Consider the following 14,536-nt stretch of genomic DNA (forward strand, 5'->3'; position numbering starts at 1 on the left):
GTCCTCAGGCCCGCTCGCGGACGAGATCGACGAAGATCTCTTCGAGCGAGCTCTGGCTGGTGTCGAGATCGGTGAAGCCGATGCCGGCGGCGGCGAGGTCGGTCAGCAATCCGGTGATGCCGGTGCGCTCACGCTTGGTATCGTAGGTGTAGATCAGCGTGCGGCCGCTGGAGGCGAGCTGGAGGCCGTAATCGGCCAAGCTGTCGGGCAGAGCGGCGATGGGCTCGTTGAGATGCAGGGTCAGCTGCTTCTTGCCGAGCTTGCGCATCAGCTCGACCTTGTCCTCGACGAGGATGATGCGGCCCTTCCGGATCACACCGACCCGGTCGGCCATTTCCTCGGCCTCCTCGATGTAATGCGTGGTCAGGATCACGGTGACGCCCTGATCGCGCAGGCGACGCACCAGACGCCACATGTCCTGGCGCAACTCGACATCCACGCCGGCGGTGGGCTCGTCGAGGAATAGAACCTGCGGTTCGTGGGCGAGGGCCTTCGCGATCAGCACCCGCCGCTTCATGCCGCCGGAGAGCTGCATGATGCGGTTATCCCGCTTCTCGTAGAGGCTGAGATCCTTCAGGATCCGCTCGATATGGCCGGGATCCTTGCGCAGCCCGAACAGCCCGCGGCTGAAGCTGACGGTGTCCCACACCTTCTCGAAGGCGTCGGTGGTGAGTTCCTGCGGCACCAACCCGATCATGCGGCGCGCGGCGCGGTAATCGGTGAGGTGGTCGTGCCCAGCGACGCGAATGCGTCCCGAGCTCGGCGTCACGATTCCGCAGACGGTGTTGATGAGGGTCGACTTGCCGGCGCCGTTCGGACCGAGCAGGGCGAAGATCTCACCCTTGCTGATGGTCAGGTTCACGTCCTGAAGGGCGTGGAGGCCGGAGGCGTAGACCTTCGACAGGTTCTCGATCGAGACGATCGGCGACATCGCGGTCCGGGAGCGGGGGCGGGGCGCGCCCTATACCACGCCTCGCGCCCTCGTGAAGGTGTGGCCGATCCGTGACGCTGCGGAGTTTCGACGCGTTGAGGCGGTTTGCCGGGGAACCGTTGTCCCGTCTCACGCTTTCAACCAGCACTCTCCTGCGAAACCTCCCCTGACCCGGCCTGCCCTCTTCCGAGAGCGGGCCGTTTTTCTGTGGGACGTCACGCCGCCATGGGCAGATCGTCCTCGGTCTGCGCCGCCATGAACTGCGCCTTCGCGAGGTCGGCGAAGCGATGGCCCTGGGCGACGAGCTCGTCGAACGTTCCCGCCTCCACGATCCGGCCCTGCTCGAACACTAGGATCCGGTCGGCGTTGCGGATCGTCGCGAGGCGGTGGGCGATCACGAAGGTCGTGCGGCCTTCCATCACCGTTTCCAGCGCCTGCTGCAGCTTCCGCTCCGTGGCGGCGTCGAGGGCACTCGTCGCCTCGTCGAGGATCAGCACGGGCGGGTTCTTCAGCAAGGCGCGAGCGATCGAGAGGCGCTGACGCTCGCCGCCGGAGAGCGAGCGGCCGCGCTCGCCGATCACGGTGTCCAGTCCATCGGCTTGGCGCGCCATGAACTCGCCGGCCTGGGCGCGCTCCAGCGCGTCGAGCATCTCGGCATCGGTCGCATCGGGGCGGCCGACCTGGAGATTCTCGCGGATCGAGCGATTGAACAGCATCGGCTCCTGGAACACGACACCGATGTTGTGGCGCAGGCTCGACAGTCCGATGTCGCGGATATCGATGCCGTCGATGCGGATCGCGCCGTGCTCCGGGTCGAAGGTTCGGTGAAGCAAGCCGAGGGTGGTCGACTTGCCCGAGCCGGTGGTGCCGACGAGGGCCACCGTCTCTCCGGGCTTTGCGCTGAACGAGACGTTGTCGAGCGCACGGCGGCGGCCGTCATAGGAGAAGCTGACATTCTCGAACTCGACCGCGCCCTCGGGCCGGGCCAGGGGCTTCGCCTGGGGCCGGTCACGCACGGTCGGCACCGTGTCGAGCACCTCGAAGAACTCGCGCATCTTCGGGGCCTGCATGAAGACACCGTTCACGAAGGTCACGACATGGTCGAGCTTCGTCACCAGCATCGTGGCGAGGCTCATGAAGGCCACGATCTCGCCGACCGTCGCGGCGCCCTTCTGGTGCAGGGCGATGCCGGTGATGAAGATCGCGGTCATGGTCAGCGTGCCCGACGCGCGGGTCGCGACATTGGCGAGCGCCCACCACGACAGGACCGGGATCTGCACGCGCAGCAGATCGTGGATGATGTTGCGCATCGCCTCCTTCTCGGCCCGGGCGCGGGTGAAGGATTGGATGACCGCGACGTTGCCGAGCGCGTCGGACGCATGGGCGGCGAGACCCGACTGGTACTCTTCGACCTCGCCCTGAAGCGTCTCCGTGCGGCGCAGGACGTAGCTCGCCAGAGCCGTGAAGATCAGGACCAGCACGACGAGGATCGCACCGAGGCGCCAGTTCACGAACAGGGTCAGCGGCAGCAGCACGCCCACCGAGAGCAGGGCGGCGAAATGCTCGCGGAAGAAATTGAGCCAAATCCAGGCCATGCCGTTCGTGCCCTCGAGCATGGCTTTGAGCACGCGGCCGGAATGGTTGGACGAGTGGAAGGCGATGGGCAGTTCGAGAACGTGCTCGAAGTAATTCGCCATGGTGGCGAGGCGGTTGCGATGCGCCAGCCGGTCGGAATGCAGGGCGATGGCCACGCCGGCTCCGATGGTGAACAGGCCGAACACCACCCAGGCGACGATCCAGGGAGCCAAAGTGCTCGCGGGAGATTCCTTCGACAGATGGGTCAAGCCATCGATGATCCGGCCCATGATGAGCGGCTCGGCAAATGCGGCGACCGCCAGGGCGACGTTGGCCAGGATCAAGCCGACGGCCAGCCGCTTCTCCGCCCCGAGCAGGCCCAGTACCCGCGCGTAGAGTCGAAACATCGACATCAGGTGTTCGCTCCCCGTCCCGTCCTGCCGTCGTGCGGCACCGGGTTGTGAGACTCGCCGGGAAACGTCCCGGCCCCGACGATCACGACCCGCTCTAGCGGTTTTCCGACCATCGGTGCGGGACTTATGCCCTGCCTCCCCTGAACGGCACATGACGCGGAGAGCGGCGATCCGGCAACGCCTTTACGCTTCCTTCAGCCTGTTTTTTTAGACCTGTGACGAGTGCCCGCAGGCGGGCTGGATCGGGCGTCGCGTCAATGGATCTCGCAACCGGTATCGGGCTCGTCGGTGGCGTCGGCGTGGTCTTCACGCTGATCATGATCGATGGCGGCAACTTCGCCGCCTATTTCGACAAGCACGCCGTCATCGTCATCTTCGGCGGCGCGATCGCCGCCACGATGATCCGTTTCCCCTTCTCGACCATGCTGCACGGCCTGCCGATGGGCCTGCGCTACGCGTTCACCATGCGCTCCATCAAGCCGCACGAGTTGATCGAGGAGATCACGAAGATCGCGGACGTGGTGCGCAAGTCCGGTCCGATCGCGCTGGAGAACATGGAGATCTCCGACCCGTTCCTGGCCCAGGGCGCTCGTTACATCGCCGATGGCTACGACCGTGACTTCATTCGCGACACGATGGAGCGCGACCGCGACAATTTCCTGATGCATCTCGACGAGGGCTCGAAGATTTACCGCGCCTTCGGCGATTGCGCCCCCGCCTGGGGCATGATCGGCACCATTCTCGGCATGGTGACCATGTTCGCCAATATGTCGGACCCGTCGAAGCTCGGCCCCGCCATGGCGACCGCCCTGCTCGCGACCCTCTACGGCGCGCTGATCGCCAACATGGTCACCCTGCCGATCGCCGACAAACTCCACGTCAAGCTGGAGGAGGAGGACGTGTCGCGCTCCCTCATCATCGACGGCATCCTGCTGATCCGCGACCAGAAGAGCCCCTCGCTCGTGCGCGAGATGTTGATCGCCTACCTGCCGGCCAACCACCGCGCCGACCTCGTCGCCGAAGCGGCTTGATCCACGAGGGCGCCGCTCCCCGAGGAGCGACGCGTCCGGTTTGAGGAGACAGGAGCGTGGCCAAGAAGAAGCGCGGTGGCGCGCATGGCGGTCACGGCTGGTTCGTGACCTTCGCCGATCTGATGGCGCTCCTGATGAGCTTCTTCGTCATGATCGCCGCCTACTCGACCCAGGACCAGAAGAAGCTGCAGGTCGTGGCGGGGTCGATGCGCGACGCTTTCGGCACCAACAAGGAATCGAAGTTCGCCGGCATCATCGAGCAGGAGGGCCTGCCGACCGCCGACAAGCTGCGGAATCTGCGCGACGTCTCGCCGGATCGGGCGAGCGACCGCACCACGCCGCCGCAGGTCGAGAGCGGTCTCGACGACGGGATCCCCGATCGCGGCTATCCGGACGCCTTCGGCCAAGCCGCCGCCTCCCTCTATCAGGCCATGCAGGACATGCCGGAGGTGGCGGAGTTGTCGAAGAACATCATCATTGCGCCGACCAAGCGCGGTCTCGACGTCGCCATCGTCGATCAGGACGGGCGCTCGATGTTTCCGGAGGGATCGAGCCGTCCCTACGATCGCACCCGTCGCCTGCTGGAGCGCCTCGTACCCACCCTGGTACGGCTGCCCAACCGCATCGTCGTGACGGGATTCACGGCGACCCCACGGCCGGGCTCCCGCGACACCGCTCCTCCCTGGGAGCTTTCGGCCAACCGTGCTCTGAGTGTCCGCGAGATCTTGGCCAGTGCCGGCATGCCGGAAGATCGCTTCGCCTCCGTGAGCGGCAAGGCGGACACGGAGCCGATGTTTCCCGACAATCCCTATCTGGCGGCCAACCGCCGGGTGACGGTCACCTTGCTCTCGGAACCGCCGGCGACGCCCAACGGCAAGGGAATGCCGTGAGGGCTGCGTCGATGGCCTATTTGGCGACGAGCAGCGCCCAGTAGACCTTGTACTTCGAATTCGGCGCGTAGGCCGTGGCGATGCCCATTCGGGATGTCTCCGGTGCCAGCATCACCGAACGATGCGGTGGGCTGTCACGCCAACCTGAGAACGCCTCCGCGAGCGTGTGATAGCCCGCCGAGAGATTGGCATCGGCCCCCTCGTAGCCCAGCCGTCCGACCGCGCTGCGGACCGTGCGACTGCTGCTCGGCCGATCGGCCGCGGCCATCGCCGCCGCCTCCGCTTCCGCCAGCCTCTGCAAGTCCGGATCGAGCCGGAGCGGCGGAAGGCCGTTGTTGCCGCGATAGGCCGAGATCATGTCGCGCGCCTCGCCCGTATTCAGGGAGGTCGAAGCGGTGGTCAGCGGCAGGTAGAGGGTCGGAAGCGCAGCCTCGGGCGTCGTGCGACTCGCGCAACCCTGCAGAAGGGCAGCGAGAGCGAGAGCCGCAACGATGGCGGCGAGAGGCGGACGTCCCAACACGAATCCAAGTCCCGAAAGAGATGGCGTTAGGTGGGAACGGCTCGGCTTCAGCTCAAGAGGGCTGACCGAGTTTGCGCCGCCCGCCGTCCCACTGACCATCCACACGGCGTGATTCGTCGCGGGAGCCGGAAACCGGGCCGCTGCCCCCCTCCCCCGCAGGCGCCTCGGCCGAAGCCGCGACTGCGACGGTCTGAGTGTTGCCGACCGCGTGCGCGATCTGGCCAAGCGCGTCGCGCACCGGCTCCAAACCTTGAACCGTAATGAAACTCGACGCCGGGCCCATGGGCGGAATGAATTCCGCGTCGGAGAGTGTCTTGAACACGGAAAAATTCAGATCGCTCTGGACCTTCTGCGATAGGTTCACGTCGACGATCATCGCGACCAGCTCGAATTCCAGGAAGGGATCGCCGATCTTCTTGAACACGACCCGCGGCGGCGGCTGCTTGAGCACATCCGGATGGGCGCTGGCGCAGGCCACCATCATCTCCGCGGCCCGCACCGGATCCTGATTGCGCAGGACGCTGACCGCGATGATGACGCGGCCGGTCCGGTCGCCGCGCACCCGATTCTTGACGATGCCGGAGATGAGATTGGAGTTCGGCACGATCACGGCCGAGCGGTCGAAGGTTTGGATCTCGGTGGAGCGCACCGAGATGCGCTTCACGATGCCCTCGGAATCGCCGATCAGCACTTGATCGCCGACGCGGATCGGACGCTCCCACAGCAGCAGCAGACCTGAGACGAAGTTGTTGACGATCGACTGAAGGCCGAAACCGATACCGACCGAGAGCGCGCCAGCGACGATGGTGAGCTTCTCGAGGCTCAGGCCGAGATACGAAAACGCCAGCGCCAGGGTCAGCAGGAAACCGACATAACCCGCGACGGTCGAGATCGAGTTGCGCAGCCCGGCATCGAGGTCGGTCGCCGGCAGATAGGTGTTCTCGAGCCAGCGCTGGATGCCCCGGGTGATAAAGACGCCGACGCCCAGGATGGTGATGCCGAGCGCGATGGCCGAGAGCGAGATGGTGACGTCGCCGATCTTGAAGCCGAAGAAGGCGGTACGGATTGAGGAGAAGACGTCGGTGGAATCGAGCCCCCAGGGCGCCAGGATCAACAGGGCAGCGATGGCGATCAGCAGCACCCGGGCGGCGCCGGTGGCGAGGACGGCGATCTGATTGAGCGACCGGCGGCGCAGGCCGGTATTGGCCTGAAGGGTCGTGGCAAGGCGCGTTTCGCCGCTCAAGCTCCCGCCGATCAGGGTATCGGCGCTGGCCATCAGCAGCCAGAGCAGGACGATGAGCCCGGCGGCCCAGATGAGCTGGTCGACCAGAAAGGACGAGAGGGCGACGTAGCCGACGAGCGGCGCCACCGCGATCACCGCCGCCGCCGCCCAACCGAGCAGGCGCAGCGGGCCGCCGATGCCGCTGGAGGCATCGGCGGCGACGTAGGGGCCGAAGCATTCCTCCTCCTTCTCCGCCGTGTCGGCGAAGCGGTGGAGACCGATGGCGAGCAGAGCGGCGGCCGCGACGGCGCCGAGGCCGCGCGTGGCGATGGAGATCGGCAGGGCCGCGTAAATGGCCGAGTTCAAGGCTTCGAGCGACTTCGAGACGGTGATGACGACGGCGATGGAAACGGCCAGGGCCGAGATCCGCCACGCTGCCGCGTCCGAGACCGGAGCCGGGCGCCAAGCCGGTTTGCCGACGGCGAGCAGGGCATCGGCGCTTGCCTGGACGAAGGCCACGAAGGCAAAGCCGCCGACGATCGCACTCGCCACCGGCAGAAACCGTACCGGTAGGAGTTCGGTGGCGTCGAGGGCGTAGTAGATCGCGTAGCTGCCCGCCACCGCCGGCAGCGTGCCCAGGAGCAGGACCCGCCACGCCGCCAGCAACTTGCGCCGCCGCGATGGGTCGGTGACCGCGGTATCGCGACGCCCGAGCCGGGGTGCGATGTTGCGGCGTCCGAAATAGAGCGCGAAGGACAGGCCGAAGGCGAGCCCGAGCACCAGAAGGTTCCAGAGGGTGCCGTTGCGGCGGAAGAGCGTGAGCGTATCGTCCAGGCCCGATTTGAGCGAAGTGATATCGCGCGGAATGTCGGCGGCGACCCGCATCCATAGATCCGGGCTCAGCAGTGACGAGGAGCGCTCCAGCAGACCGCGGGTGAAGGCGGCGCGGCGGCGGTTCGCGATCTGATCGACGATCTGGTCGCTCTGGACCAGAAGCGATTTCGCCAGCCGTTGCGTCCCGTCGACATCGTTGACCGCCTGCTCGCGCTCGGCCCGCTCGCGCGCGACGTCCTCGCCCTCCTCGCCCTCCTTGGGCTTCGGGCCGATCTGCTCCAGGCGTTCGCGGGCGGCGTCCAGGCGCGGGGCCAGGGCGTCGATGATCGTCCGCAGGCGATCCGCGACGGCGTCAAGCCCGTCGCGGGCGCGGGTCAGGTCTCCGGGGCCGGCATTCGGCCCGGTGATCGACTTTTCCCGGGCTTCGAGGTCGGTCTTGATGCCTTCCAGCCGGTCACGGACCGTCTGCAGCGCCTCCGAGACCGGGGTCTTGGGCTGGGCCGGCTTGGCGGCGGGAGCCGGTGCGGCCGCCTGTCCCTGCGCCGGCGCTCCGGCGGGCTGTGCGGGCGCAGCCTTCGGCGGTGAGGCCGGCTGCTGAGCCGCGGGCGGCGCGGCCTGTCCCTGACCGATCGCTGCATTCGGAAGCAGGGCGCTGACACCGAGACCGGCGATCAGACCGGCGCTTCGGGCGAGGCGGCGGAGGCCGGGGAGTGATGAGAGCATCGTCATCCTTTGCCGGAGGATTCGAGGTCCTGACGGTTCACGGGCATGCCCGTGCAGCCCGGCTTCGATCGCCTGGGTCGCAGTCGTGCCTCCCGCGGAGGCCGGTGTGGCGCGGTTGCGCGGCAATCCTGCCACGCTCGCCCCCCACCGGCCCCGTTCCTCTGCCCGCGCAATGGGGCGAAACCGTGCGGCTCGGCCAATTCCGTACGGACGACATCGGCGGGGGATATCACCCGCCGCGACGACACGGCAGGACGCTTCGCCTTCACAAGCTTGTCACGCTGATATTAGACTAAGCGCCGATGGACTTGGCCATATCCTCACGCAGCGAGGAGGCGGCGCTGATCGTCCGCCCCGCCACGCTTGGGACCGAGCCGGCACGTTCCGCCGGACGGGAGAAGCGTCGCCGTCAGGATACCCCTTACCAGGATGCCGTTCGCCCGGATCCGGCCCCGCCGGATGCCGGGCTTCCGCCGTGGCGGGTGCGGCATGGGCCTTCCGGACTTCCTCCGGCCGAGGCTGCGGCGCCACCGGGCGCCGCCGCGAGCAGCGAGTGGCGTCGATGATCGATCTGCAAACCCTGGTCCTCAACGCGGATTACCGGCCGCTCTCCTACAATCCGCTGTCTTTATGGTCTTGGAAGGACGCATTCACGGCCCTTTTCCTCGACCGCGTCACGCTCGTCGCCAATTACGACGTCGAGGCGCATAGCCCGAGCCGGTCCCTGAAAGTACCGAGCGTCGTCGCTCTGAAGAGCTACGTGGCCCTCGCCCGAAGCCCGGCCTTCACCCGCTACAACATCTACCTGCGGGATACCTTCAGCTGCCAATATTGCGGCCTGCGCCTTCCCTCCGGCGGCCTCACCTTCGACCACGTGGTGCCGCGCTCCCGCGGCGGCCTTTCGACCTGGGAAAACGTGGTCGCGGCCTGCTCACCGTGCAATCTTCGAAAGGCCAACCGCACCCCGGCCGAGGCCGAGATGCCGCTCCTCAACGAGCCGCACCGACCCACCCGCTACGAACTGCACCGCCGCCAGCCGGAATTCGACCACCGGCAATACCACCACACCTGGCTCGACTACCTTTATTGGGACAGCGAGCTCGACAGCTGAGCGGTTTGCTTGCCCAACCCTCTCACAGCGGACGAGGGCGACCGTTCGGAGGATCCCCTCAGCGAAGCGGCTGTGGCGGTTCGTTGTAGATCGGTTGATTGGTCGCGCGGGGTTGATAGCCCTGTACCGTGTAGCGGATCACGGGAGGGGGCGCACGGAACCCGGGCCCGGGCGGCGGCAGGCGGAATCGTGGCCGGGGATCGCGATACGGCACCTCCGGCGGCAGCATCTCGGCTACCGGACGATGCGCGGGACCACGCCCGATTTCCTGCGCGGCGGCCGAGCAGCAGGCGAAGCCGCAGGCGGACGCAGCGAGAGCGGCGACAATAGAGAGAATGGGTCGCACGGGGCTGCCTCACAAATTCGAGTGCGTCAGAACTTGACGGCGGCACCGCCGCGGACGGTGTTCACATTGACCTTGTGACCATCGAAATCGTTGAAGAGGATGTACTGATACTCGCCGCGCAGAACGATGTTCGATGTCAGGGCAAATTCAAAACCGGCACCGAGGGCTACGCCGGCCATAGCCTTGCTTTTCTCCTTGACCGGGAGTTTAACGAAGCCCGATGGGGTGGAGAGATTAGGATTATTGGGATCGAACCGAGTGTACCCGTGATTGTAGGGTATTCCCGCCTTTGTATCGGCTTGATACGCTGCAACGGCCGTCGCATCGTAGCCGTAGTTCTGAACTTCAGGCTGGTCAGAGATTGTCGCCCGCCCGATAGCAATACCGGCCGTCACGAAGGGCAAAAAGCTCCCGAAGGCGTATCCAGCCCGACCACGAATTGTCCCGTAATCCTCAAGCTCAGTTTTCGAGACTCCGCGCAAGTTAACGGTCTCAACCATGTTGCCTTTAGTGGTCATAATCCGACTTATGGCATTATAGGACTCACCTGATTTGCCAAAGTAGGTGTAATCCGCCTCTACGCCGACGATAATATCGTCAAACTGCAGGTTATAACCAGCATATCCGCCATAAGTTGCCCCGTGGACGCGACGGGGCGGCAGCGCAAGGAACGAAGAGACGTTGTATTCAGCTTCGATGTCCCTGTTCCGAAAATAAGCGCTATAGATCTTACCAAGGGAGCTGGAAAAACTCATGGACGACGAAGAGTATCCTCCATGTCCGCCAACATAGAAGCCACTCCAATCGATATCGGGAGCGGGAGCATAATCGTCGTCTGCGCCGCGCAAATAGCCATAATCGAGATCGGCCGCGGCGGCGCCGGACGCCGACACGAGAGCAGCGAGAAGACCAAGGGTCGCGATACGCATCGTCATCGTCCTCCAGCCACCGGAGCGGAACGATGCGCCGGGCTGATCATACCGTGGTACTTCAGTAACCTTAATTTTCTGTTCCAAGACAGTATCGGGTTGTGTCTCATTCGGACAGCTATGATCTTCCGAAGACCACGCCAAGAATGGCAAGCGGTCTGATCCGGTCGTCATGGTTATGATGAAGGGGCGCACCGGCTCGGCGCGGTGTTCGCCGCCGGGTGCCAGCGCCAGGAGCGCGGCACCCTGAAGCCCTTGAGGCTCAGGCAATCCGCGCGAAGCGTCGTCGATATTCCCCGGCTGCCGTTACGGCATTGGGCACGTGTTCAAGACCCGAAGCGCCTGATGGATAGGGTGACCGACCCCGACCTACGGTCGCGATCGGCGCCCCGGCATCAATTGCCGTAAGGGTTGTTCAGCCCGGGCGTGAACAGGTTCGAGAAGCTGTAGCGCAGGCCGATGCGAAACTCGTTGGAGGCCAAGTCCTTCACGCGGGTGCCGAAGCCGTAGGCGTCGAGGCCGCTCTTGGAACGCCCGAGATCGACGTAGCGATAGGCAGCGTCCACGGTAAAGCCCGCGCCGATGTCGTAGGACAGACCGGCGGTGAGCGCCCAGGCGAAGCTCGCAACGGAGTGATTGGGCCGGGGCACCGCATCACGCGGACCAGGAAGCGAGCCGGTGACGCCGTCGCATTCCGCGATCAGGCAGGTGGTTTGGGTGTAATTGCGACGCATGTTTTTTTCGGCAAAGCCGATGCCGGCGCCGATATAGGGCGTGAAGCCGTACCACGTGCCGAGATCGGCGTAGATGTTCACCAGGCCGGTCAGGACATCGATCTTGCCGGCCTCGACGTTGTAACCGGTCGCGAAGTTTGAGCGCGACGAGAAGGCGCGGAAATCCGAGCTGGACCGCTGATCAAACGTCGCATCGACGCGAAGCCACGGATTGATGCGGTAGCCGATGCCACCGCCATAGCCGCCCTCGCGGCTCATGCGCACTCCGACGAGGGGGGGCAGGCCGGGATCGTTGGGATCGGGCAAGGCCGCATCCTTGGGATGGCGGAACCAGCTTTCCGTGTAGTCGCCCCGCAGATACCAGCTGCCGCCGATCTCGACGGGAGCGGCCACCGGCAGCGGCGGCGGAGGGGGGAGATCCGCCGCTGCGGCAAGGCCGGGCGCAGCGCAGACGATGATGGCCGCCGCAAGGGCGAAACTCTGCCGACCAATCATGGACTCTCTCGGGTCATCGGCGGCCGGAGCCGCTCTGCGATTGTCCAAAGGTTGCCGCAATAAGGTTATGATCCACTTAACCTTAACGGCTCACGTCCGAACAAAGAAAGACGGCGCGGAATGCCCCGCGCCGTCTCTTCCGTCAGGCAACCTGTTCTAATGGCTGCACTCAGTACTTGCGCACCAGCGGGCCCGGCGCCGGATAATCCATCGGCGGCAGGGGCGCAGGCGCGCCAAGCAGGTAGCGCAGACCGAACTTTACGTCGTGGGAATCGATTTCCTTGACGCGGTAGACCGTGCTCAGACAGGTCGCGCCGCAGGTCACGATACCCGTCTGGGCGTCACCCATGTTGAGGTAGCGATACGCCAATTCGAGCTTGACGTTGTGGGACAGGGCATAGGCGATACCCGCGTGGGCAGCCCATGCGAAATTGGTTTTGTCCTTGGCCGGACCGGTGCCGTAGCCGCCGGCATAGGCGCCGAAGCCGTAATCGTTCGCGGTGCCGAACATGTGGTGGGCCACGCCGACGCCCGCGCCGAAGAACGGTGTCACGCCGAAGAAGGTACCGAGTTCGACGTAGCCGTTGACGAGGCCAACGACCGAATCGAACTTACCCTTGGTCAGGTTGTAACCGTTGGTGTTCGGAAACGTCGTATCCTCGGCATAGAGGTGCCACTTCGCATGAAAGCGGTACTCGCCGGTGGCATCGAAGCGCAGCCACGGATTGACCTGATAGCCGACACCGCCTCCGGCAAACCACTGGCTACCGACCTTGTCCTGGATGGCCTTGTAACTGTACGGGGTCGGCGGCTTGGAGACGTCGATCGCCTCCGTGCGACGCAGTTCGAGGTCACCCCAGCCAGCATCACCGCGGAGGTACCAGCCACCGGCAAAATCGACGGTCTCGACAAGCGGCGGGGGCGGAGGCGGCGGAGGCAGAAGGTCGGCGGCTTGGGCCAGGCAGGGCACCCCGACGCCCGCGAGGAGCGTAAGAGAGCGCGCCCAGGCGAGCTGCGTTGTGCGGCGGCGCATGCGGGTATCCTTCACTCGTTGGGCGCGCCGAAGAACAGGGAGGCCAGCCCGTGGTGCGAGTGGGAGAATGATCCCCGGCGGTTAAGCCGCGCTTAACGCTAAAAATTAGCCTTGCCGATTTCCTTGATTTCTCGTCGGAACTTCAAAACTGCCACAGGTGGGCGAATTGCAGCGAATTCCGGAGGCCGTCCGCAAGTTCATTCGATCGGCCGACAGCTATCGCAACTGTTGGGAAGCCCTCGATGATCACAGGGTGATTTTGTTTTCAGCGGATGCGGAGGAGATGACCCGCCAGCCCCGGCCTCATTGCGGAAGCCGGGGGCTTGCCCATCAGCGCCGTCAGGCGGCGGCGCGGGTCACCGCGTCGACCACCTCATCGACCACCTCGTTGACGAGCGCGCGGTCATCGCCTTCAGCCATGACGCGGATCACCGGCTCGGTCCCCGACGGACGAATGACGAGACGGCCCGAGGCGCCGAGCCGGTCCTTGGCCTGAGCGATGGCCGAGACGACGGAATCGGCGCGCAGCGGCTCACCGGAGCGGAAGCGGACGTTCTTCAGGATCTGCGGCAACGGCTCGAAGCAATGACAGACCTCGCTCACCGGCCGTTCCTGACGCTTGACCACGCTCAGGAGCTGAAGGGCCGCGACAAGCCCGTCGCCGGTCGTGGCATAATCCGACATGATGATGTGGCCGGACTGTTCGCCCCCGAGATTGTAGCCGTGCTCCCGCATATATTCGAGAACGTAGCGATCCCCGACCGCCGTTCGAGCGAGCGACAGCCCGAGGCCGTTGACGTAGCGTTCCAGGCCCAGATTCGACATGATGGTCGCGACCAAGCCAGGCTGGGTGAGACGCTCGTCCTCCTTCCAGGAGCGAGCGACCACCGCCATCAGTTGATCCCCGTCAACCTTCTGCCCCTTCTCATCGACGATCAGCACCCGATCGGCGTCGCCGTCGAGGGCGATGCCGACATCGGCGCGAAGCTCACGGACCTTGCTGATGAGCGCGTCCGGGGCGGTCGAGCCGACATCGTGGTTGATGTTGAAACCGTCCGGTTCGACACCGATGGAGATGACCTCGGCGCCGAGCTCCCACAACGTTTCAGGGGCGACGCGGTAGGCGGCGCCGTTGGCGCAATCGACGACGACGCGCAGGCCTTCGAGCGTGACGTGACGCGGAAGCGTGCGCTTAGCGAACTCGATGTAGCGCGCATGCACGCTCTCGATGCGCTTAGCGCGTCCGAGATCACGTGAACCGGCCAGCTTCTTGCGGAGATCGCCGTCGAGAAGCCCCTCGATCTCGAGCTCAAGCTCGTCATTGAGCTTGAACCCGTCGGGACCGAACAACTTGATGCCGTTATCCTCGAACGGGTTGTGCGAGGCCGAGATCATGACGCCGAGATCGGCGCGCATGGAACGGGTGAGCATTGCGACCGCCGGAGTCGGCATCGGGCCGAGCAGCAGCACATCCATGCCGACGGATGTAAATCCGGCGACCAGGGCCGTCTCGATCATGTAGCCCGAGAGACGGGTGTCCTTGCCAATCACCACGCGATGGCGGTGATCACCCCGCTGGAACACGACGCCGGCCGCTTGCCCCACCTTCAGGGCGAGCTCCGGGGTGATCACGCCGTTGGCGCGTCCGCGGACGCCGTCGGTTCCAAAGTACTTGCGCAAGTCCGTCGCTCCCGGTTGCCCAGGTCCCTATACGATAAAGCGGTACACGGCTGGTGATGAAGCGTGGCG

At 65.3% G+C, this 14,536-nt stretch carries 11 protein-coding genes; 3 read left to right on the forward strand and 8 right to left on the reverse strand.

The window, feature by feature from the left end:
• Positions 1–4 precede the first annotated feature (4 nt).
• On the reverse strand, positions 5–931 hold the full coding sequence (locus tag OWC43_RS21125; RefSeq protein WP_393958188.1) for an ABC transporter ATP-binding protein: 927 nt from the start codon (positions 929–931) through the stop codon (positions 5–7).
• A 215-nt stretch (positions 932–1,146) separates the two neighbouring features.
• On the reverse strand, positions 1,147–2,919 hold the full coding sequence (locus OWC43_RS21130) for a glucan ABC transporter ATP-binding protein/ permease (RefSeq protein WP_393958189.1): 1,773 nt from the start codon (positions 2,917–2,919) through the stop codon (positions 1,147–1,149).
• A 257-nt stretch (positions 2,920–3,176) separates the two neighbouring features.
• Here OWC43_RS21130 and OWC43_RS21135 point away from each other — a divergent pair, with 257 nt between their 5' ends.
• Both OWC43_RS21135 and OWC43_RS21140 read left to right on the forward strand, forming a co-directional pair.
• Positions 3,177–3,950 (forward strand): motility protein A, encoded by a 774-nt coding sequence (locus OWC43_RS21135; RefSeq protein ID WP_137828134.1) that lies wholly within the window; start codon positions 3,177–3,179, stop codon positions 3,948–3,950.
• 56 nt (positions 3,951–4,006) lie between these two features.
• Positions 4,007–4,840: a flagellar motor protein MotB gene (locus OWC43_RS21140; RefSeq protein WP_393958190.1), complete on the forward strand. Its 834-nt coding sequence runs from the start codon at positions 4,007–4,009 to the stop codon at positions 4,838–4,840.
• Positions 4,841–4,856: 16 nt separating this feature from the next.
• Here OWC43_RS21140 and OWC43_RS21145 read toward each other — a convergent pair whose 3' ends face one another.
• Together OWC43_RS21145 and OWC43_RS21150 are read right to left on the reverse strand one after the other, a co-directional pair.
• Positions 4,857–5,360: a CAP domain-containing protein gene (locus OWC43_RS21145; protein WP_393958191.1), complete on the reverse strand. Its 504-nt coding sequence runs from the start codon at positions 5,358–5,360 to the stop codon at positions 4,857–4,859.
• Between the two features lie 52 nt (positions 5,361–5,412).
• On the reverse strand, positions 5,413–8,139 hold the full coding sequence (locus OWC43_RS21150; RefSeq protein ID WP_393958192.1) for a DUF3772 domain-containing protein: 2,727 nt from the start codon (positions 8,137–8,139) through the stop codon (positions 5,413–5,415).
• Between the two features lie 562 nt (positions 8,140–8,701).
• On the opposite strand from OWC43_RS21150, the gene OWC43_RS21155 reads away from it, so the two are divergent.
• Positions 8,702–9,250, forward strand: a complete 549-nt coding sequence (locus OWC43_RS21155) for an HNH endonuclease (protein WP_137828138.1) — start codon at positions 8,702–8,704, stop codon at positions 9,248–9,250.
• Positions 9,251–9,622: 372 nt separating this feature from the next.
• Here OWC43_RS21155 and OWC43_RS21160 read toward each other — a convergent pair whose 3' ends face one another.
• The 4 genes from OWC43_RS21160 to glmM all read right to left on the reverse strand — a co-directional run bounded on the left by OWC43_RS21160 (position 9,623) and on the right by glmM (position 14,467).
• Complete coding sequence (locus OWC43_RS21160) at positions 9,623–10,795, reverse strand: outer membrane protein (protein WP_393958193.1); 1,173 nt, start codon at positions 10,793–10,795, stop codon at positions 9,623–9,625.
• A gap of 125 nt (positions 10,796–10,920) precedes the next feature.
• Positions 10,921–11,754 carry an outer membrane protein gene (locus OWC43_RS21165; RefSeq protein WP_393958194.1) on the reverse strand — a complete coding sequence of 278 codons (834 nt, stop codon included), beginning with the start codon at positions 11,752–11,754 and terminating at the stop codon, positions 10,921–10,923.
• Positions 11,755–11,923: 169 nt separating this feature from the next.
• A complete protein-coding gene (locus OWC43_RS21170; protein ID WP_393958195.1) occupies positions 11,924–12,787 on the reverse strand; it encodes an outer membrane protein in 864 nt (287 codons plus the stop codon).
• 339 nt (positions 12,788–13,126) lie between these two features.
• The gene (gene glmM / locus OWC43_RS21175) at positions 13,127–14,467 is read right to left on the reverse strand and encodes a phosphoglucosamine mutase (protein ID WP_137828142.1); all 1,341 of its coding nucleotides are present in this window, start codon (positions 14,465–14,467) and stop codon (positions 13,127–13,129) included.
• Positions 14,468–14,536 lie beyond the last annotated feature (69 nt).

The sequence above is a fragment of the Methylorubrum sp. POS3 genome (assembly GCF_043352485.1).
Lineage (GTDB): Bacteria > Pseudomonadota > Alphaproteobacteria > Rhizobiales > Beijerinckiaceae > Methylobacterium > Methylobacterium suomiense.